Source organism: Veillonella sp. T34266-5 (assembly GCF_002959815.1).
GTDB lineage: Bacteria > Bacillota > Negativicutes > Veillonellales > Veillonellaceae > Veillonella > Veillonella atypica.
This window is the reverse complement of record NZ_PPCZ01000019.1, coordinates 82801-101103: the sequence shown is the minus strand read 5'-3', so window position 1 is coordinate 101103 and position 18303 is coordinate 82801. Positions and strand designations below refer to the sequence as shown.

18 protein-coding genes are annotated in these 18303 nt (G+C 40.3%); 16 read left to right on the top strand and 2 right to left on the bottom strand.

Translation table 11 applies throughout. The annotated features are described in order from the left end of the window. Positions 1–26: 26 nt before the first annotated feature. The 11 genes from VIHSUH07_RS07110 (at position 27) to VIHSUH07_RS07060 (ending at position 11002) form a co-directional block, all read left to right on the top strand. The gene (locus VIHSUH07_RS07110; RefSeq protein WP_005382865.1) at positions 27–644 is read left to right on the top strand and encodes a MotA/TolQ/ExbB proton channel family protein; all 618 of its coding nucleotides are present in this window, start codon (positions 27–29) and stop codon (positions 642–644) included. 2 nt (positions 645–646) lie between these two features. Further along, positions 647–1054, top strand: coding sequence for an ExbD/TolR family protein (locus VIHSUH07_RS07105; protein ID WP_005381857.1), 408 nt, complete (start codon positions 647–649; stop codon positions 1052–1054). Positions 1055–1056: 2 nt separating this feature from the next. Then, positions 1057–1854 carry an energy transducer TonB gene (locus VIHSUH07_RS07100; protein ID WP_105084424.1) on the top strand — a complete coding sequence of 266 codons (798 nt, stop codon included), beginning with the start codon at positions 1057–1059 and terminating at the stop codon, positions 1852–1854. A 25-nt stretch (positions 1855–1879) separates the two neighbouring features. After that, complete coding sequence (locus VIHSUH07_RS07095) at positions 1880–2398, top strand: flavodoxin family protein (protein WP_105084423.1); 519 nt, start codon at positions 1880–1882, stop codon at positions 2396–2398. Between the two features lie 19 nt (positions 2399–2417). Continuing rightward, complete coding sequence (gene hutW, locus VIHSUH07_RS07090) at positions 2418–4058, top strand: heme anaerobic degradation radical SAM methyltransferase ChuW/HutW (protein WP_105084422.1); 1641 nt, start codon at positions 2418–2420, stop codon at positions 4056–4058. Between the two features lie 200 nt (positions 4059–4258). Continuing rightward, positions 4259–5257 carry a carbohydrate kinase family protein gene (locus tag VIHSUH07_RS07085; RefSeq protein ID WP_105084421.1) on the top strand — a complete coding sequence of 333 codons (999 nt, stop codon included), beginning with the start codon at positions 4259–4261 and terminating at the stop codon, positions 5255–5257. Between the two features lie 4 nt (positions 5258–5261). Then, entirely contained in the window at positions 5262–6623 is a 1362-nt protein-coding gene (locus VIHSUH07_RS07080) for a TrkH family potassium uptake protein (protein WP_105084420.1), read from the top strand. Between the two features lie 34 nt (positions 6624–6657). Then, positions 6658–7308, top strand: a complete 651-nt coding sequence (locus VIHSUH07_RS07075; protein ID WP_105084419.1) for a potassium channel family protein — start codon at positions 6658–6660, stop codon at positions 7306–7308. Between the two features lie 112 nt (positions 7309–7420). Then, positions 7421–8227: a hypothetical protein gene (locus tag VIHSUH07_RS07070; protein ID WP_105084418.1), complete on the top strand. Its 807-nt coding sequence runs from the start codon at positions 7421–7423 to the stop codon at positions 8225–8227. Between the two features lie 15 nt (positions 8228–8242). Beyond that, positions 8243–9334, top strand: coding sequence for an AAA family ATPase (locus VIHSUH07_RS07065; protein WP_105084417.1), 1092 nt, complete (start codon positions 8243–8245; stop codon positions 9332–9334). A 30-nt stretch (positions 9335–9364) separates the two neighbouring features. Then, complete coding sequence (locus tag VIHSUH07_RS07060) at positions 9365–11002, top strand: vWA domain-containing protein (protein ID WP_105084416.1); 1638 nt, start codon at positions 9365–9367, stop codon at positions 11000–11002. Between the two features lie 879 nt (positions 11003–11881). On the opposite strand, the gene VIHSUH07_RS07055 is transcribed toward VIHSUH07_RS07060, so the two are convergent. Together VIHSUH07_RS07055 and VIHSUH07_RS07050 are read right to left on the bottom strand one after the other, a co-directional pair. Then, the gene (locus VIHSUH07_RS07055; RefSeq protein WP_105084415.1) at positions 11882–13489 is read right to left on the bottom strand and encodes an IS1182 family transposase; all 1608 of its coding nucleotides are present in this window, start codon (positions 13487–13489) and stop codon (positions 11882–11884) included. Between the two features lie 287 nt (positions 13490–13776). Further along, complete coding sequence (locus VIHSUH07_RS07050) at positions 13777–14454, bottom strand: metal-dependent hydrolase (RefSeq protein ID WP_105084414.1); 678 nt, start codon at positions 14452–14454, stop codon at positions 13777–13779. Positions 14455–14559: 105 nt separating this feature from the next. Between VIHSUH07_RS07050 and moaC the strand changes: the two genes are divergently transcribed. The 5 genes from moaC (at position 14560) to VIHSUH07_RS07025 (ending at position 18116) form a co-directional block, all read left to right on the top strand. After that, entirely contained in the window at positions 14560–15072 is a 513-nt protein-coding gene (gene moaC / locus VIHSUH07_RS07045) for a cyclic pyranopterin monophosphate synthase MoaC (protein ID WP_105084413.1), read from the top strand. Between the two features lie 132 nt (positions 15073–15204). Further along, positions 15205–15690: a tRNA (uridine(34)/cytosine(34)/5-carboxymethylaminomethyluridine(34)-2'-O)-methyltransferase TrmL gene (trmL, locus tag VIHSUH07_RS07040; RefSeq protein WP_005381877.1), complete on the top strand. Its 486-nt coding sequence runs from the start codon at positions 15205–15207 to the stop codon at positions 15688–15690. Between the two features lie 66 nt (positions 15691–15756). After that, positions 15757–16125, top strand: a complete 369-nt coding sequence (locus tag VIHSUH07_RS07035; protein WP_005378601.1) for a YlbF family regulator — start codon at positions 15757–15759, stop codon at positions 16123–16125. Beyond that, a complete protein-coding gene (gene murB, locus VIHSUH07_RS07030; protein ID WP_105084412.1) occupies positions 16097–17029 on the top strand; it encodes a UDP-N-acetylmuramate dehydrogenase in 933 nt (310 codons plus the stop codon). Before VIHSUH07_RS07035 ends, murB begins: the two co-directional genes overlap by 29 nt. 139 nt (positions 17030–17168) lie before the next feature. Further along, positions 17169–18116, top strand: coding sequence for an epoxyqueuosine reductase (locus VIHSUH07_RS07025; protein WP_105084411.1), 948 nt, complete (start codon positions 17169–17171; stop codon positions 18114–18116). The last annotated feature ends 187 nt before the right edge of the window (positions 18117–18303 follow it).

The following is an 18303-nucleotide window of genomic DNA, read 5'->3' as shown; positions in this document are numbered from 1 at the left end:
ATAAATAGACAGAAAGGTTTATTAGTATGGAAAATCTAAATTATGTCATTCACTTGTTTCATAGTGGCGGGTATGTAATGTATCCATTATTATTCTTGTCTCTTATGGTCATTGCTATCGCCGTAGAACGCACTTTCTACTATCGTAAATATGCAGGGAAAACCTATATAGTAACTCATGCGGTTAATGAGTATGCAAAATTACAAAAATGGGATGAAATTGAAAAGGTAATCAAAGAAAACCCATCCATCGCTAGCCGTATTGCTGAAGCTGGTTTGAAAAATGGTGCTACTGAAGAAGGCATGAAAACGGCATTCTCTGATCAAATGGGTGTCGATGCAGTAGGTTTTAGAAAATATATGGATTACTTAAGTGCAACCGTTACAATTTCCCCATTGTTAGGTTTACTTGGTACTGTAACAGGTATGATTGGTTCCTTTAGTATCCTCGATGCTGGTGCTGGTGCATCTGCCATTACTGGTGGTGTAGGGGAAGCCCTTATCGCAACGGCAACTGGCTTATGTGTAGCCATTATGGCCTTTATCGTGTATACATTTTTTAGCCATCGTTTGGACTCTATTATTAACCAAATTGAAAACATGTGTGTTAACATCATTACCGCAAAACGAGAAGGGTGGAAATAACAATGAATTTACAAAGTTTTCGTATGAAATCCAAGCCTGAATTCATGATTATCCCTATGATTGATATCATATTCTTCTTATTGGTGTTCTTCATGATGAATAGCTTACAAACAATTGCCCAAAAGGCCTTGTCTGTACAGTTGCCACAGGCTACAACCGCATCTGCACCAGCTCAATTACCGGTGGTGCTTACCTTAGATGCAGAAGGTCATATAACGATTGATAATGTCCCAATGAGCATTGATGCAGCAGAAGCAATGGTAAAAGAACGAATTGCACAAAATCCAAATGCTAGCGTTATATTGCAAGCGGATAAACGCTCTGCTCACGGACAAGTAGTAGCAATTATGGACATGCTTAAACAAGCTGGTGTTAAACGCTTAGCTATTGCAGCAGAACAGAAAGGATAACTATGGGATTAGGCATATCATGGAAAAAAGCAGCCATAATATCCGCCGTAGTTCATCTTATCATTCTCTTTATTGCCGTTATCTTTTTCGTAGTTGTTCCGGCCATTCAAGAGCAGGAAACCTATGAAGTCGATCTCACCCAAAGTGTGCTCGACGATGGCGGTAGTGGTCACGCTGGTGGTGGCGGCGGTGATAGGTCATCTCTATTCCCAAAACCATTGTCTGCAGATGAAGTGGCGGCAAGAACAAAGGCTGTAGTAGCGAATGTAGAACCATCTACAGCGACGGATATTCCTGATGCGGTAGATGTCCCAAGTAAGGGTAGTGAAAATACATCAAATGTATCTGGTGAAAGCGGTGGTGCCGGTAATGGTCCAGGATCTGGTGGCGGCGAAGGTGGCGGCCATGGTACTGGTACAGGAACGGGCGTTGGTGATGGAAAGGGTGAAGGCGAAGGCTCTGGTACGGGCAAGGGCTCTGGTGGTGGTCATGGTCGAGCTCATGTCGATTTTGATAAACAAGGCTTTTATAATGCTGTAAATAATCAGAAGGTGATTCCTCAACAATACATTCGTCAACATAAAGAAGTTCATGAAACAATTTACGTATTTGTACGTATTGATACAAATGGTAATGCCGTTGAACAATATGTGGAATCTGGCGATGATCCATTGTTGAGAGAAGAGGCTATGGCTGCGGTAAATCGTGCATTACCATATGAAAACCCAACAGATGACATTCAACCGGTAACTGTTCCGGTACGATTTGACCTATCCGAAGGTACAGATGACGATGATTAATCATACATAATGTAAGGAGATAAATATGGGTACTATTATTTTATATTCCTCCCTCACTGGGAATACAAAAAGCGTAGCGGAGGCGATGGCCTCTGTTATGCCTGAAGGTACACCTTGTGTACCGGTAAAAGAGGCACCGGCCAATCTAGGGGATTACGATACTGTATTTGTAGGTTTCTGGGTGGATCGTGGCACAGCTAATAAAGAAGCGGCTAAGTTGATTGAAACCCTTACCAATAAACATATAGTATTCTTTGCTACACTGGGCATGTATGCCGATTCTGATCATGCTCGTGAAAGTATTGAAAAGGCATCTGCCTTATTGCCTAATAAAGAAGCTCTCGTAGATGGTTTTGTATGCCAAGGTAAAATCGATCCTAAGGTTATCGAGATGATGTACAAAATGTTCCCGCCAGGATCTGCTCATGGCCAAAGCCCTGAACGTGATGCATTGCATAAGGCCGCAGAAACGCATCCAGATGAACAAGATTTTGCAAATGCCAAAGAATTTGCTAAATCTGTGCTTGCAAAGTTGCAAGGCTAACGAGTGAAAGGGGAAACGTATGAGTTTAGCAAGTTTTTTTGAATCGATTCCAGAAAAACAACGGAATCTACAACTAGGCTTGGCCTGTGATAATCCCATGAGCGGTGCCTTTCCTCATAAGCGCGTTGTTCATGCAGGTCTTAATGGGACTTTAATTTCACCGAAGGAAGCTCAATCTGTATGGGATACTGTAATGAGTGGTTCTCCTAAGAAGGGGCAAATGCAGTGTGCGTATATACATATTCCATTTTGCAAGACAAAATGTACGTATTGTGGATTCTTCCAAAATGGTACAAGTCAGAGTATTGAAGACAAATATATTGATGGCCTTATTGGGGAACTTAAGTTAGCTAGTGAAAGCCCACGTTTAAAGGATGGGCTTATCCACGCCGTATTCATTGGTGGTGGCACACCGACATCATTGTCTCCAGCAAATTCTGAGCGTTTATTAAAGGCGATTAAGGAATACTTACCATTAGCTAATGACTATGAGCTTACGCTAGAAGGGCGCATTCATGATTTGATTCCTGAAAACCTTGAAGTGTGGATGAATAATGGTGTTAACCGTATGTCCATCGGCATTCAATCCTTTAATACTGAAGTACGCCAAATGGTAGGTCGTTTAGATACAAAAGAAACGGTACTAGAACGATTAGCGGCTTTAAAAGCCTATGGTCAATGTTCCGTTGTGATTGACTTGATTTATGGCTTACCAGGTCAAACTATGGAGGTTTGGGAACAAGACTTAGCCGATTTAGTAAGTTCTGGTGTAGATGGAGCGGACTTATATCAATTGAACGTATTTGATGGTAGTGATCTAAACCGCGACATTGCAAGCGGTAAGGTGCCACCTGCTGCAACAACAGCTATGCAAGGGGATATGTTCGAATTTGGTCGTACCTATTTAGAGACTCGTGCGTATCGTAGATTGAGTGCTGCTCATTGGAGTGCCAATAATCGTGAACGTAGTTTATATAATATTTTAGCGAAAGCTTGCGTACCGATGTTCCCATTTGGCAGTGGCGCTGGTGGTAATGTAGATGGCTATGGTATGATGCTTCATCGTGCACTTAAACCATACGAAGATATGGTAAGTCGTGGTGAAAAGCCATTTATGGCACTTATGAAGCAAAGTGATTTACAACCATTTGTCAATCAAGTAGTAAGCCAATTGGAACAAGGCTATTTGAATATCAATACATTAGTGGCTATGGACTCTCGTTTAGATGAGTTAAATTGGTTGTATAAACTATGGGAAGAACGAGGCCTAGTTTCGTATAATGGATTATTATACAAATTGACATCAGCTGGTGAATTCTGGACTGTTAACATTACGCAAAGTACATTGGAGGCTATGGAATATGTGTTAACTGGTAAAAACTCCTTTGCCTTAGAATTTGTAGCGGCCCAAGATACGAAGACTACATCTAAAGAAAATCCTAACCAAGAGGTGCGTGGTATTGGCCAAGGTAAAGCCAATATTTCGGTACCAACAGATGAAGATACAGAGGTACAACGTAAAGAGGCTCTTATTGCGAAAGCGAAAGCGGAAATTGCTAAGAGTGGTGCCTCTGGTGAATCAGCTAACCGCATGGTACAAGCCATGTACAATCTAAGTGCTGATGAAATTGAATACATGATGGAACGTATGATGTCCTAATTATCACTAACAACCTCTCATATAAATATCTACAAACATTGACAGGTACGTTTTATCTTAGTATTAAAACCCTAGATTACAATCTATTCTTTAAACTGGACTACTCGGTTCAGCTAGAGTATATTGTGGTCTAGGGTTTACTTTTTATGTGTTGGAATGTATTCTGTACATATAGTTATACAAGGTATTAGGAGGTTAGTATGAATACATTTCCTAACGAAGTGATAGATATAGTTGGTATTGGGGCTAGTACCTTAGATCGATTCATCGTAGTTGATCATTTTCCAACAGGTCGAGAGGTACAACAGGCTATCTCGTCTACTACAGATGGCGGCGGTCCTGTGGCGACTGCTCTAGCTACGGCTGGTAAATATGGATCTAGCACGGTTATGATTGATCGTATTGGTGATGATATGGTTGGACGCTATATTCTAGAGGACTTTCAAAAATATAATGTCAATACAGAGGGCGTCCAAGTTGATGCGGATGCTAAGAGTGGTACAGCAACGATTCTTGTGAAAGAGAAAACCGGGGAACGAGCTGTATTTTTTGAACGTTCTACAGCGCCTGAGCCAGAATTCTTAAGTGATTATCAGGGATTAATAGAAAATGCATCCATCGTGCATATCAATGGGCGCCATCGCCATTTGATGCGTACCGTTATTGATATAGCTAGGCAAAGTGGTACTATCATCTCTCTAGATGGCGGTGCGCAACGTTACGATGATGATATGAAACCAATTACCGAATCATCTCATGTCGTTATTGTGGCGCGCGACTATGCAGAAAAATATACAGGGACCACTAATTTAGAAGAGGCTTGTCGCATCATTCATGACCGAGGGGCGTTAATAGCCGGTGTTACTGATGGGGCCAATGGCAGTTATTTTGTATGGCCTGATGGAACGGCATATCGTTGTCAACCATTTTCACAAGAGCATGTAGTAGATACGACTGGGGCAGGGGACAGTTTCCACGGTGCATTTTTATCGAAACTGGCTGCGTCGATTCGCCCAGTACATGCAGGGTATGAAGAATCCATACGGCCTATAGATATATTACGAGCGTTAGAACATAAACAGTTAGAAGCTGCTGCCATTTTTGCATCTGCTGTGTCTGCGCTCAATACACAGGGCATCGGTGGACGTAGCGCATTGCCATCATTAAAAACAGCGCTTAGCCTAGCCGGATTGGAGTAGTCATATGTGGCAAGAACATAGACCGCATCATGTGCAACGATATATGCAACAGAATCCATACCGATTACTGGCACTTAGCTTTTTAGCGGTCATGGCGGTTGGAACTATACTTCTCATGTTACCTATAGCCAGTGCACAGGGACAAAGCACGGCACTAGTTGATGCAGCTTTCACCGCTGTATCTTGTGTATCCGTAACGGGTCTAGCTACTATGGATACCTATTATCACTGGTCGTTGTTTGGCAAAATCGTCATGGTCATCCTTATTCAATTGGGTGGGCTTGGCATTGTATCCTTTACAACCATTGTTGCCTTATTATTGGGAAAACGAGTAGGCCTTAAGAATCGACTATTACTTTCAGAAGACGTAGGTCAAGATGGTATGAATGGTCTTCTCCATGTGACGAAAAAATTGACCATTTATACATTGGCCGTTGAATGTATAGGCGGAATTTTGTATGCTATTCAACTGCATCCATATATAGGAGATGATTCATTCTATATAGGTTTTATGCAGGCCATTTCTACCTTTTGTAATGCAGGATTCGTATTTTTTGACAATGATTTGCCCTATAAAATGGTAGGCGATGTATTATTTAATATTAATACGATGGCCTTAATTATTATCGGTGGCTTTGGTTATTTAGCAGCTTTTGATATATGGTCCCATCGCAAGGTGGGACGCTTTGCAGATTTAAAACTGCATACCAAACTTATGCTTATCGGTACGACTCTCTTGATTGTACTAGGAGCTATTGTATTCCTCGGAGTAGAATGGGCCAATCCAAAAACCTTTGGTCCATTACCAGTGTGGGATAAGGTGATGGCTGCCATCTTTCAATCGGTAACACCTCGTACAGCGGGGATAGCTACTGTCGATTATGGTCAACTGCATCCGATTACATTGTTTGTTAGTATTATCCTCATGTTTATCGGCGCTGGTCCGAACTCTACGGGCGGTGGTGTTAAAATCAGTACCGTTATGGTTGCTATCTTAGCATCGTGCACATTGTTCAACAACCGTTCAGACGTAGAGGTGTTCGGTCGACGTATATCTATGGTTACTGTTCTTAAGGCAAATGGGATTATTTTTCTTTCCATATTATTGGTATTGTTAGCTACGTGCTATTTGGCATGGGATGAGCCCTTTGATTTCATCCGATTGCTGTTTGAGGTTACGTCCGCATTTGGTACGGTTGGCCTTACGACGGGAATTACGCCTGATTTATCTGAAAGCAGCAAATGGGTTCTTATCTTGGTTATGTTTACAGGCCGTGTAGGTGTCATGACCGTTATTGGAACCTGGGCGCTACGTACAAAGCCGAACAAGCCAATTTCGTATGCAGAAGAGAATGTAATGTTATAACGATAGATGACAATACATCTAAAAGAGGTACATAATGAAACAAAAAACAATAGCCGTTATAGGCCTTGGTAGATTTGGTATGACTATTGCCAAGATGTTAGCATCTATGAACCATGAGGTGCTAGGTGTAGATATCAATCCAGATATTGTACAAAAAATATCACCCTATCTTACACATGCCATCGTAGCAGATACTACTGATGAAGAAGCGATTAAAGCATTGGCGTTAAGTCAATTTGATATGGTCATTGTAGCCATTGGCGGCAACATTCAAGCAAATTTGATGACCTCCATGCTTCTCAAGGAGATGCATATTTCTAAGGTTGTGGCTAAGGCAGAAAATAGCCTACAAGGTAAAATGCTTCAAAAAATCGGTGTAGATCAGGTCATTTATCCTGAGTATGATATGGCATTGCGACTCGTTCAATCGTTAACGCGAGAACATGTGATGGACTATCTACAATTATCTAAAAATATTAGCCTTATTGAAATTAGTATGCCTTCTTTCATGGTAGGGCGTTGTTTAAAAGATTCTAAATTGCGTGAGCAATATAATCTTAATGCCGTAGGGGTTAGAAGAAGTACAGGTCTCGATGTGCCACCGGACCCGACGGCTATACTTTCAGAAGACGATAAATTGCTTGTAATTGGGAATAATTCTGATTTAGATGAGTTAACTAAGTAGTTAGTATACGAAAGAAATATAACTACATCGAAAAAACATGATATAATAGAATAGAATTCAGTATAGGTCATGCGTATTCGTATGGCCTTTTTAGATAGAAATGAAGGGTAGTATGACAGAAGAACAATATATAACGGCTCTCAAAAACAATCCCCATGGCATTCGCAATATCCCTAATCCTACAGAGGGTATGCAGCTAGTATGTGTGGAACAGAATGGGATGCTATTACAGTACATTAAGAATCCTACTCAGCGAGTGATTGAAACTGCGTTAGTTCAGTCGCCTCGGGCTATTCAATATGTGGTGAATCCAAGTGATGATTTACTGATTTCATTGGTAAAACAAGATTGGGCAGTTCTTGAGTATATTCAAAATCCGTCGGATGAAGTCGTTCGCATTGCGTTAGACCAATCGGGCTGGGCCATTCGATACATTACAAATCCATCAGAGGAATTACAGTTAAGGGCTGTAGAAACACAATATGATGCATTGCAATATATTGCAAATCCATCAGAGCGGGTTCAAATGGAGGCTGTAAAATCTAATTATCTGGCATTGCGTTATATCCAGAATCCTACATTGGAGATTTTGAAAGCCGCCGTGTTACAAGATCCGCAAGCTATGCGTCAAATTACGAACCTAGATTTAGATACAGTGGTAGAGCTATTGAAGGTTTCTACATTGATACTTGGGTATGTACCGAAACAACTGGGTTTGACTGTCGATATGGTTCGACAAATTATAACTGAAATGATTGCAAATCCTGCTGTAGAAGAGCGATACGTACGGGAATTCGTCAGCAATCCTGCCATTGGCGGACGCCAATCAACATGGCCTATCGATATATTGTTATTAGTTGATGTATATGGATCAGTACAGGCGAAGAAAATCGCTATCGATCAATATTTACTGTATTAAGAATAAGGAGTCATAATGAATTTTACAGATACAATGGCTAGTGTGGAATTGGTACTAGCCGCTAATCAAGTGCCATTGCTCGTCGGTGAAACGGGGATTGGTAAAACATCGCTAGCAGCGCGCGTAGCAGAGGTTCATGATTGGGAACTCGTTACCATTGATGGCAATCTTTTAAAAGAAGGTGAAATTGGGGGCCTCCCAACGGTGGAAACTGTATCCCATAAAGATAGTAATGGTACGGTTAAAGAAATAAAGACTACCGTGTATGCCGTGCATCATACATTGGAACATGTATCACGGGCCGTTAATGCAGGTCGACATGTGTTGCTGTTTATTGATGAAATCAACCGTGCAGAACATGCGGTGCAACAAGAATTGATGAACTTGATTTTGAACCGAGAAATCAATGGCTTTGCCTTGAGTAATGATGTGCGTATTATTGCGGCTATGAACCCAGAGGATTCCTTTGACTACCAAACAATTGATATGGACCCAGCTCAACAAAATCGTTTTGTATGGCTTTATATGGAAGCGGATTATATGCAATGGATTGACTGGGCTATTTCTGCAGGCATTGAAGATAAGGTAGTGGAATTTATTTCCTCGTATCCAGATTATTTAAATCAACGTCACGAAGATGATATCGATGCGACACCGCGTTCCTTTGAACGGATATCTCATATTTATGGGATCTATAAGGAAGGTGGTTACAGCCGCGATGTATTCCAAAATGTAATTCGCGGTAATGTGGGTAAACTCATTGCAGAGGCATTCGTCAATTTTGTTGAAACTGAGCAAGAGCCATTGATCTCCTTTGATGATGTGTTAGAGGCTGTGCATAAACCGGGTGCTATTATGTCTTTGCAAGAACGTGTCAATGGTGAAAGCCCTACTCGCCTCTATGTATCCGCAAAAAATATGTTGTATCGTTTGAATCGCAATAGTAATGCAGAGGAAGTTCATCACTTTATCGAGTTCATTACATTATATCCAGGCGATTTACGCATTGCTGTTATGAAAGATTTACGCAACACATATGCTCATGTGTATCGCTATGCTATTGAAGATGATCTCTTTATTGAAATGTTTTTTGAAGCCAATCGTTAATTGTGAAAGTACATATGACAGGTAGAAATTATGAATCGAAATTTAGATAAAGACGATATTCGGGATGCGTCTGACCTGCTCACTCATATAGACGGATGGGAGAAGACTGGACGCTACGATGAAGAGGCTATCAAGGAACTCGATCGCTGGCATAGAAAGCGAAATCAGATTGCTCGTGATGCGGATGCGTTGTATGAGCAATTATACGCGCGTTATCAAGCGTATGTAGATGAACATCCCGTGCATAAGCAACACGCAGAAGAGATTGCTGTAGATATGGTAAATCACAATATGTCGGATAGCCATATTGGCACGATAGGCAAGGGCTTAACGGAACTGTATGATGGGGAAGGTACAGACCTCGATGTGTTAACACAACACGTACTAGCTGATGGCTATGAACAACGGTTATGGCATATCTTACATGATGTAAATAGTCTATTGCTCGACGAGGATCAGTTCTTTGGCTATTTTTATCTACAAATGACGCATCGTGTACGCTTAGACATGACCAGTGCTTTTGGTGTTAACCTCAAACATGGAGGCTATGTGCTCTATGTCAATCCTTTCATTATGTTACGACAGCCGCCGGATGTTATGAAAGATGGTATTAAGCGAGAAATATTACATGTTATATCCGCTCATTTGATGCGGGTGAAAGAACTTAGTCAACGGTTTGATAAAAAAGCCGTTCACATGGCTATGGATATGGTGGTCAATGATTATTTAGAGCATGTTGACCGCGATGCCATAACCGTTGCCAATGTAAATGCGAGATATGGACTGTTACTAAAGCGATTCCGTACATTGGAGTATTACGCAAAGGCCATTGACAAGGCGATGCAAGAAAAACCAGACCTCTTTGTATCCGTTGATAATGCTAGTCAAATCGTGGCGATGGAATTTAATGCCGATTCGAGCCACGATATATGGGATGAGTCCGATTCTATCGATACAGAAACAATGGATAAAATTACGGAACGCTATATCAACGAAGCATCAAAAGGAGATATGGAAGGCTATGTAAAAAGTCTTATCGACACATTCCAAAAGACGCGTCGGTCCTTACCTTGGTATTTTTATCTTAAAAAATTGATGGGAAAGGTGGCTAGCGGACATAAAAAAACGACGATGCGTCGCAATCGGCGTCAGCCTGAGCGTTTGGAATTATCTGGTACATTACGCCAACATAAGGCGAATGTGTGGGTAGCCCTCGATATGAGCGGTAGTATTACAGATGCAGAATTTACCAATGCATTAGAACAAGTATTACAAATTGTTCATGCCTATAATCATCGCATTACCATTGTAGAATGTGATAACGAAGTACGCCGTACTTATACAATGGAAACTGTAAAAGACGTAAAACCACGCCTTGATGTGCGCGGGTCTACTGCTTTTTCACCCGTATTTTCCTTAGCTAATCAACATCACGTAGACTTGCTCGTATATTTTACGGATGGCAAAGGCGAAGATCGCCTTCGCGAAGCGCCAAAAGGATACAAAGTACTTTGGGTCCTTACGGGCTCTGAACCTAAACTATCCTTGCATAATCCACACGGCATAGTCCGTGAACTGGGCTACGTAGCCGTTGACGAAACACAAGACATCGACGAATTCGTGAGAATGAGCAGTAGGTCGGGGTTTTCCATGGCAAATCAGGAGTAATCATTACTTAACAATCTTTGTTTTTTTTTACGGCAGAGGGGGACGAGGGTGACTAAAATCTTCCACCGGCTTTTTCTTCGCCCTAAAGGGCTCAGGCCAAAGTCAGATTTTAATCACCCTCGTCCCCTTTCTGAACGTAGATACTACTAAGCTTATTAAGATTGTTAAGTTACTGATTACATTGGGGAAAAAGGGAACAGGCCAAAGTCGGATTTTGAAAGCCATCGCGCCCCTTTGAACGTTTTATTAATTTAGTCACTAAGATTGTTAAGTAGTTGATTACACTAGGATTCTAGAAATAGAACAGGCCTGTTCTATTTTTTAGACGCATATACAGAGGATGGGACGGGTTAGATTTTAGACGTTCCTAACTTTCTTTTGAGCGCAGATGATACTTAATCAATTAAGATTGTTAAGTTACCGATTACACAAGGGTTCTAGAAATAGAACAGGCCTGTTCTAATTTTTAGACGCATATACAGAGGGCGGGACGGGTTAGATTTTAGAGGTTCCTACCTTTCTTTTGAGCGTAGATGATACTTAATTAAGATTGTTAAGTTACCGATTACACTAGGGTTCTAGAAATAGAACAGGCCTGTTCTATTTTTTAGACGCATATACAGAGGGGGGCGAGTTAGATTTTAGAGGTCCCTACCTTTCTTTTGAGCGCAGATGATACTTAATCAATTAAGATTGTTACGTTATTTCCAAAACAAGGGGCTGTAACAGAATGCGGTTTTACCGCATTCTAGTTGCAGTCCCTTTAAAATATAAGAAATACCAAGAAAATTAGATTTGTAAAATCCTATGTTTTCTTGGTATTTTTTGTTTTTAGGCGCACCTAAATAGACCTTTGGGCCTATTTAAAAATTTCTTAGTTTAAGCAGTTTCTTTTGCAGTAAATAATGTTGTGTTAACGCGTCCTGCTTGTATTCTGTTATGTAATTTTTCAATATTGAATCCCATAGCCAGTAGATATAACATCTTATGCACTTTTCCACTGCCACGGTGTAAAAATCGTCTAAACCCAAGATCTTGTTTTAACACACCAAATGCGCCTTCAACTTGAATGGAACGGTTAATTCGTAATTGAATGCCTGTATTACTAAGCAGTCTGTCTTGGTTTTCTGCCAATACAGCATCATATGCAGGTGTAATTTCAATTCGTTTTACTGGATTTACTGTTGTTGGTTTCATATACCGTTGGCATTCCTTCTTGTATCCACAGCGGTTACAAGATTCGCAGACATATACCTTTCGCTCAGATATAAATCCGGTTTTGTTTTTAGCATTACGAGTCAAAGCATATTTTAATTTACGGCCTTTTGCACATATAAATGCATCTTCTTCTGGTATATATTCCATATTACGAGCTTTACTAATATCTTTAGCCCAAGCTCTAGTTTTTGCCTTTTCATAATATTGTGGTTTTATACAAGATAGGTACTGGTTGTTTTTTAACCAAGTTAAGTTCTCATGGCTATCATAACCAGCATCAGCTACCACATATGTGAATCGGCGACTATGGATTTGTTCTAATTGCTGTACAAATGGAATTAACGTATTCGTATCGTTGGGCTTAGGGAATACACCAACTCCCATAATATATTCAGAATGAACAGCTAATTGTACATTGTAGGCAGGTTTAAGCTGTCCATTACGCATATGGTCTTCCTTCATACGCATAAAGGTAGCATCATGATCTGTTTTAGAATAACTATTGCGTTCACCCATAATATACAACTGCTGTTCGTATTCTTTGCGTTTCTCATATAGAACTTCAGCTCGCTCATACAACCGTTGCAATGGTGTTTTATGCTTGCCTTTTCCTTGTACGAGTTCCATATGTTGTACTTCAATTTCTTTGGCTAAGAAAGTATATATACATTCATCATTCATACAATGGGGATCTAGCCCTAATTCATTCCAGATGTCTTGCTTTAATATAGCTAATTTAGAGGGTAATGTATCTAGTCTTTTTTGTACTGCTTTTCGCCAGACAAAGGTATACTTGTTGGCATTAGCCTCTAGTTTAGTTCCATCAATAAAGACTTCATTAAATGTTAAGGTATCACGTCTGTTAATAGCTTCCATCATCTGTGAAAACAGATTCATTAAGATATCTAGTGTACAACGTGCAAAAAATCGTTGAAAAGTCATATGGCTTGGGGCTGAATAGCCTTGAAGAAGCCACATATAATTAATATTTTCTTCGCATTGTTGTTGTATCATACGTGTAGAATACACGCCGTTAGACATAGCATAGACAAAAATTTTGAACAGAATATGCGGTGGAACTTTAGATTTTCTCCCTTTAGAAGAATACAAATGCTGTAACTCTTTATAGTCTAATTCCTCCAATACAGCATCGAGTAACCGCACAGGCGCTGTTTCTTTTATCAAAATGCCATAATCCAATGGTAAAACTAGTTGGCGAGGTATTACTAGTTTGGTATAATTAGATTCATTGGTATGGTTTTTGTTCATAATTTAATTATACCAACGAAAAGGGTCCCTCGGGACCCTTTTTGCTTGGAAATACAAAAAAGTTATTAGTTGATTTCATATAATCAACTAATAACTTTTTTGATTTAAGGGGCTGTTTTGTTACAGCCCCTTTGTAAAGTCTATTGAATATATTTGTTTTATGCAGTGATGAAGAGCGAGGAGACACCTGCTTTCGAAATCTGACTTTGGCCTGAGCCCCAAAGGGGCGAAGAAATAGCCGGTGGAAGATTTCGGAAGTAGGTGCCTCCTCAGTCTTGTGTGCTTAATTAGCTGTTTAATTCAATAGAAGAACCTGGATCAATAATAACCGCAGTTTGGTTGTATTTACCTTCTACAAGGCTAGCAAATACGCCTGGTTCGCGGTCGATAACAGGCCATGTTTTGTAATGGATTGGGATGGAGATGCGCGCTTTTACATAGCTCGCTGCAAGGGCTGCATCTTCAACGCCCATTGTGTAGTTATCGCCGATAGGGAGAAGTGCATAGTCGATGTCACCAAAGCGGTTCAATAGTTTCATGTCGCTAAAGAGGGCTGTATCACCTGCAAAGTATACGATGTCGCCAAAGAAGTTGACGATGCAACCAGCGGCATGACCTCCTGGTACGCCAGAGCCGTGGAATGCTGGAACGATACGAACGGAACCGAATTCAAAATCATATTTACCACCAAGGTGCATAGCGTGTGTACGGCAACCGGCAGCGGCAGCTTTGCCTGCAACTTCAGCTGTAGAGATTACGAGTGCATCGTTAGCCTTTGCGATGAAATCAGTGTCGCCGTAGTGATCGTCGTGACCGTGGCTGACGAAGATGTATTGGCATTTAATATCTTCTTTTTTTGCGATATCCCATGTATTGCCCGTTAAGAATGGGTCGAAAATCATGGATACGTCACCGTTTGTTAGCATAAAGCACGCATGGCCGAAATAAGTTAATTTTGTTTTCATAGGAACACTTCCTTCCTCATATATACTAATTTAATTATATTGTATAATAGAAATGGAAAAAGTAAAACTATTGATGTACATTTATACATAAATTAAGGAAATATTATGGAATTAACACATTTTGATGAACAAGGAAACGCGTGGATGGTGGATGTGTCCGAAAAGGACCATACGCATCGTATTGCGGTAGCAGAAGGATTTATCGCCATCAATGATGCTATTTATGAGCGTATTCAAAGCGGAACGATGAAGAAGGGGGATGTTTTGTCCGTTGCTCAATTGGCTGCCATTATGGGGGCTAAGCAGACAAGTAATCTTATCCCTTTATGTCATCCATTGATGCTTACGAAGGTAGAGGTTCATTGTCATCTTATTGATGGTGAAAGCCCGGCTTTCACAACGGATACACACAATAAAGCAGTTAAGATTATGGCTACGGTGAAAACAACGGGACAAACCGGTGTTGAAATGGAGGCCCTTACGGCCGTTCAAGTGGGCCTTCTTACGGTATACGATATGTGTAAGGCCATCGATAAAGGCATGATTATGGGACCTACATATCTCGTTGAAAAAGATGGTGGCAAGAGCGGACATTTTATTCGCAACAGCAGTAAATAATGCTAGTAGGTCAGTAAATGATACTAGTTGGGTAGTACTATTTTGTTTTACCTAGGAAAAATAGAACTCTCTACTTGAATACGCACTTTAGATTAGGTAGAATAATATAGATATAAGAATAGAGGGAATAGTATGGAAATTGTATTATATGAACCGGAGATTCCTGGTAATACCGGCAATATTGCACGCCTTTGTGCGGCAAACCATATGACCTTGCATCTTATCAAGCCGTTGGGGTTTTCCATTGACGATAAGCATGTTAAACGGGCAGGCCTTGATTATTGGCATTTGGTAGATGTACAGGTACATGAAAATATAGAAGAACTATATGCGAAATATCCTGATCGTCGTTATTTTTATGCGACTACGAAGGCTAAACATGTGCATTCTGATGTGAAATTTGAAATTGGTGATATGCTTGTGTTTGGTCCTGAAACTAGAGGCTTACCTGAAAGTTTATTAGAAGGCAATGAAGAAACGTGCATTCGTATTCCTATGGTGGAAGAGGCGCGGTCTTTAAACCTTTCAAATTCGGTGGCAATTATCGCCTATGAGGCTATGCGTCAATTGGATTATCCAGATTTGAAAGAAGTAGGCAATTGGATTAGCCATAAGTAAAATATGTATGATGTTGGTGAAAGTTAGCTTTCACAAAAAATAGTGTATGCAATAGGGGGAATGAATATGAATTACGATAAAGCCCATGATTTAGCACATGCAATGCGTGAATCTGAAGAGTATAAAGAGTTAATGCAAGCGCAAGAGGCTGTTAAAGCTGACGCAGAAGCAACTGCATTGGTGCGCACATTTATGGCTCAACAAATGCAGTGGGAATATGCTAAGTTGTCCGGTGCGCCTGAAGCGGATGATTTGCAAAAGAAACAAGAGGAATTGATGCCTCAAATTCAAGCAAATACTGCAGCTGCTAATTATTTGCAAGCGCAAATGCGTTGGAGCCAAGTATCTAATGATATTTACAAAATCATTAGCGAACCAATCACTGAGGGGATGAAAGTGTTAGATCATGGGGAAAAACAACAACCACAACATTAAGGCCTTACAGACGGCTTTATTAGAAACATTACCAAGTACACGTGTACGAGAAGAGGAATATTTACGTCATCATACGACCTTTAAAATCGGCGGTCCTGCTGATTTGTTCGTTGAGCCTACAACGATGGCTGAATTGAGCTTTGCGCTTCGCACCATTCACGAGTTTGATGTGCCTGTTACCATTATCGGTTGCGGATCCAATATTCTCGTGAAGGATGGTGGCATTCGCGGTGCTGTTGTATCTGTTCGACATATGACACAAATTATGGACTGCAATGATAACGTATTGTGTATCGGTTCTGGGTATATGTTGAAAGACGCTTCTGAGTTCGCATGGGAAAATGGCTTGACTGGCCTAGAGTTTGCCATCGGTATTCCAGGTACATTAGGGGGTGCCGTATTTATGAATGCCGGCGCTTATGATGGGGAAATGAGCCATGTAGTCACTGCGGTGCGAGCTGTAGATTTTCAAGGCAATATCAAAGAATACGATGCATCGCATTTAGATTTTGGGTATCGTCATAGTGTATTCCATGATAATCATGAGGTTATCGGTGAAGTGATTATGACTCTTAAACCTGGAGACAAAGCTGCTATTAAGGCACGCATGGATGAACTTACAGAAAAACGGGAGTCCAAACAACCTTTAGAATTTGCTAGTGCCGGATCCACCTTTAAACGCCCACCTGGGTATTTTGCAGGAACCTTGATTGAACAAACAGGCCTAAAGGGATTATCCGTAGGAGATGCGCAAGTATCCCATAAGCATGCGGGCTTTGTTATTAATACAGGCAGTGCTAGTGCGAAGGATGTACTCGATTTAATTGCCGAAGTACAACGTCGCGTATATGACCAACATGGCGTACATCTTGAACCAGAAGTACGTATGATTGGTGAAGATTAATACAAACTAAATACTCATACAAGATTTCTTATGTGCTGTTACTTTTTTTAAGGAGAATGGATTCATAAGAAATCTTTTTTTATAGTCTTTAAAAGTATATGATAATTATATAGTTAATCTATGTTTAGGAGGCGATGATATGAATACTTTGTTGGCCCAGGAGATTCATGATAAAGCACTAGCATGTGGCTATGATAGTTGTGGTATAGTGCCTCTTGATGCACTTGATTTTTATAAAGAACGGTTAACGAAGCGTTTAGAAGATGTACCTGAAAGTGAAAAGGTATATGCTCATAGTAAAGACTTTCTAGCATTAAAAGATAATTATCCTTGGGCACAATCTATAGTAGTTTGTACCGAGTATTTTGGAAATTATAAGTTTCCTGTGTCGCTGCAGAAGCGATATGCAAAAGGCTTACTATTATCATTAGCCAATATCCCAGATGGTGTTGAAGCCAAACGAAGACGATCTTTTGAAACGTGGTTGCATAGTAAGAATATCCAATTTATTGGCGGTGAAACAGCAAGGCCTGCAGGCGTTGTTCCTCTACGCCCCGCTTCCGTAGCAGCAGGACTTGGCATTTATAGGAAAAATAATTTCTTTTATGGTCCTAAAGGTTCTAATTATGAATTGGTAGCCTATTTAATAGATAAGTCTTGTGAGTATATTCAGAATCTAGAGATACCACCATGTCCAGATACTTGCGATTTATGTCAGCAAGGGTGTAAAACGAAATCTTTATCTGCACCGTTTACAATGAACCCATTAACCTGTGTATCTTTTATCAATACCTTTGGTGATGGTAATTTGCCAGAAGGTGTGACAGAGGAGATGTTGGAAGAGTGGATTATAGGTTGTGATAATTGCCAAGACTCGTGCCCATTTAATAAGAATCATGATTGGAGCGTCGGGAAAGACTATCCTGGACTTGATGAATTGGAACCTATACTACAGCCAGAATTTATTTTGAAAGCCTCTGATGAAGAGATTATAGAACAGATGATTCCTAAATTCTGTTTTCATTTAACGAATGAACAAATTCCATTGTTGCGTAAATCTGCTAAGCGCGTGATAGAGCGTAAATAAGTCTTTGGTTTAAGATGAGTCAAAAGTATAATCAAATGTTGAAATTGCCATGATTAGAAATCCTGTACTTCTTTGACTTTTTTCTGTAGACTGCGTTATAATTAAGTGTTGCCAATTTTGGGAATATACCTACATAGTGACTTTCAAAAAGGCTATGTGATATAGAATATACTGAAAGAATTAAAGG

Bases quoted from the DNA above. Each gene is read 5' to 3' on its own strand.
- VIHSUH07_RS07105 (WP_005381857.1), top strand. From the start codon at position 647: ATGAATTTACAAAGTTTTCGTATGAAATCCAAGCCTGAATTCATGATT.
- hutW (WP_105084422.1), top strand. From the start codon at position 2,418: ATGAGTTTAGCAAGTTTTTTTGAATCGATTCCAGAAAAACAACGGAAT.
- murB (WP_105084412.1), top strand. From the start codon at position 16,097: ATGGGGAAAAACAACAACCACAACATTAAGGCCTTACAGACGGCTTTA.
- moaC (WP_105084413.1), top strand. From the start codon at position 14,560: ATGGAATTAACACATTTTGATGAACAAGGAAACGCGTGGATGGTGGAT.
- VIHSUH07_RS07095 (WP_105084423.1), top strand. From the start codon at position 1,880: ATGGGTACTATTATTTTATATTCCTCCCTCACTGGGAATACAAAAAGC.
- VIHSUH07_RS07060 (WP_105084416.1), top strand. From the start codon at position 9,365: ATGAATCGAAATTTAGATAAAGACGATATTCGGGATGCGTCTGACCTG.
- trmL (WP_005381877.1), top strand. From the start codon at position 15,205: ATGGAAATTGTATTATATGAACCGGAGATTCCTGGTAATACCGGCAAT.
- VIHSUH07_RS07070 (WP_105084418.1), top strand. From the start codon at position 7,421: ATGACAGAAGAACAATATATAACGGCTCTCAAAAACAATCCCCATGGC.
- VIHSUH07_RS07050 (WP_105084414.1), bottom strand. From the start codon at position 14,454: ATGAAAACAAAATTAACTTATTTCGGCCATGCGTGCTTTATGCTAACA.
- VIHSUH07_RS07075 (WP_105084419.1), top strand. From the start codon at position 6,658: ATGAAACAAAAAACAATAGCCGTTATAGGCCTTGGTAGATTTGGTATG.
- VIHSUH07_RS07065 (WP_105084417.1), top strand. From the start codon at position 8,243: ATGAATTTTACAGATACAATGGCTAGTGTGGAATTGGTACTAGCCGCT.
- VIHSUH07_RS07025 (WP_105084411.1), top strand. From the start codon at position 17,169: ATGAATACTTTGTTGGCCCAGGAGATTCATGATAAAGCACTAGCATGT.
- VIHSUH07_RS07080 (WP_105084420.1), top strand. From the start codon at position 5,262: ATGTGGCAAGAACATAGACCGCATCATGTGCAACGATATATGCAACAG.
- VIHSUH07_RS07055 (WP_105084415.1), bottom strand. From the start codon at position 13,489: ATGAACAAAAACCATACCAATGAATCTAATTATACCAAACTAGTAATA.
- VIHSUH07_RS07100 (WP_105084424.1), top strand. From the start codon at position 1,057: ATGGGATTAGGCATATCATGGAAAAAAGCAGCCATAATATCCGCCGTA.
- VIHSUH07_RS07085 (WP_105084421.1), top strand. From the start codon at position 4,259: ATGAATACATTTCCTAACGAAGTGATAGATATAGTTGGTATTGGGGCT.
- VIHSUH07_RS07110 (WP_005382865.1), top strand. From the start codon at position 27: ATGGAAAATCTAAATTATGTCATTCACTTGTTTCATAGTGGCGGGTAT.
- VIHSUH07_RS07035 (WP_005378601.1), top strand. From the start codon at position 15,757: ATGAATTACGATAAAGCCCATGATTTAGCACATGCAATGCGTGAATCT.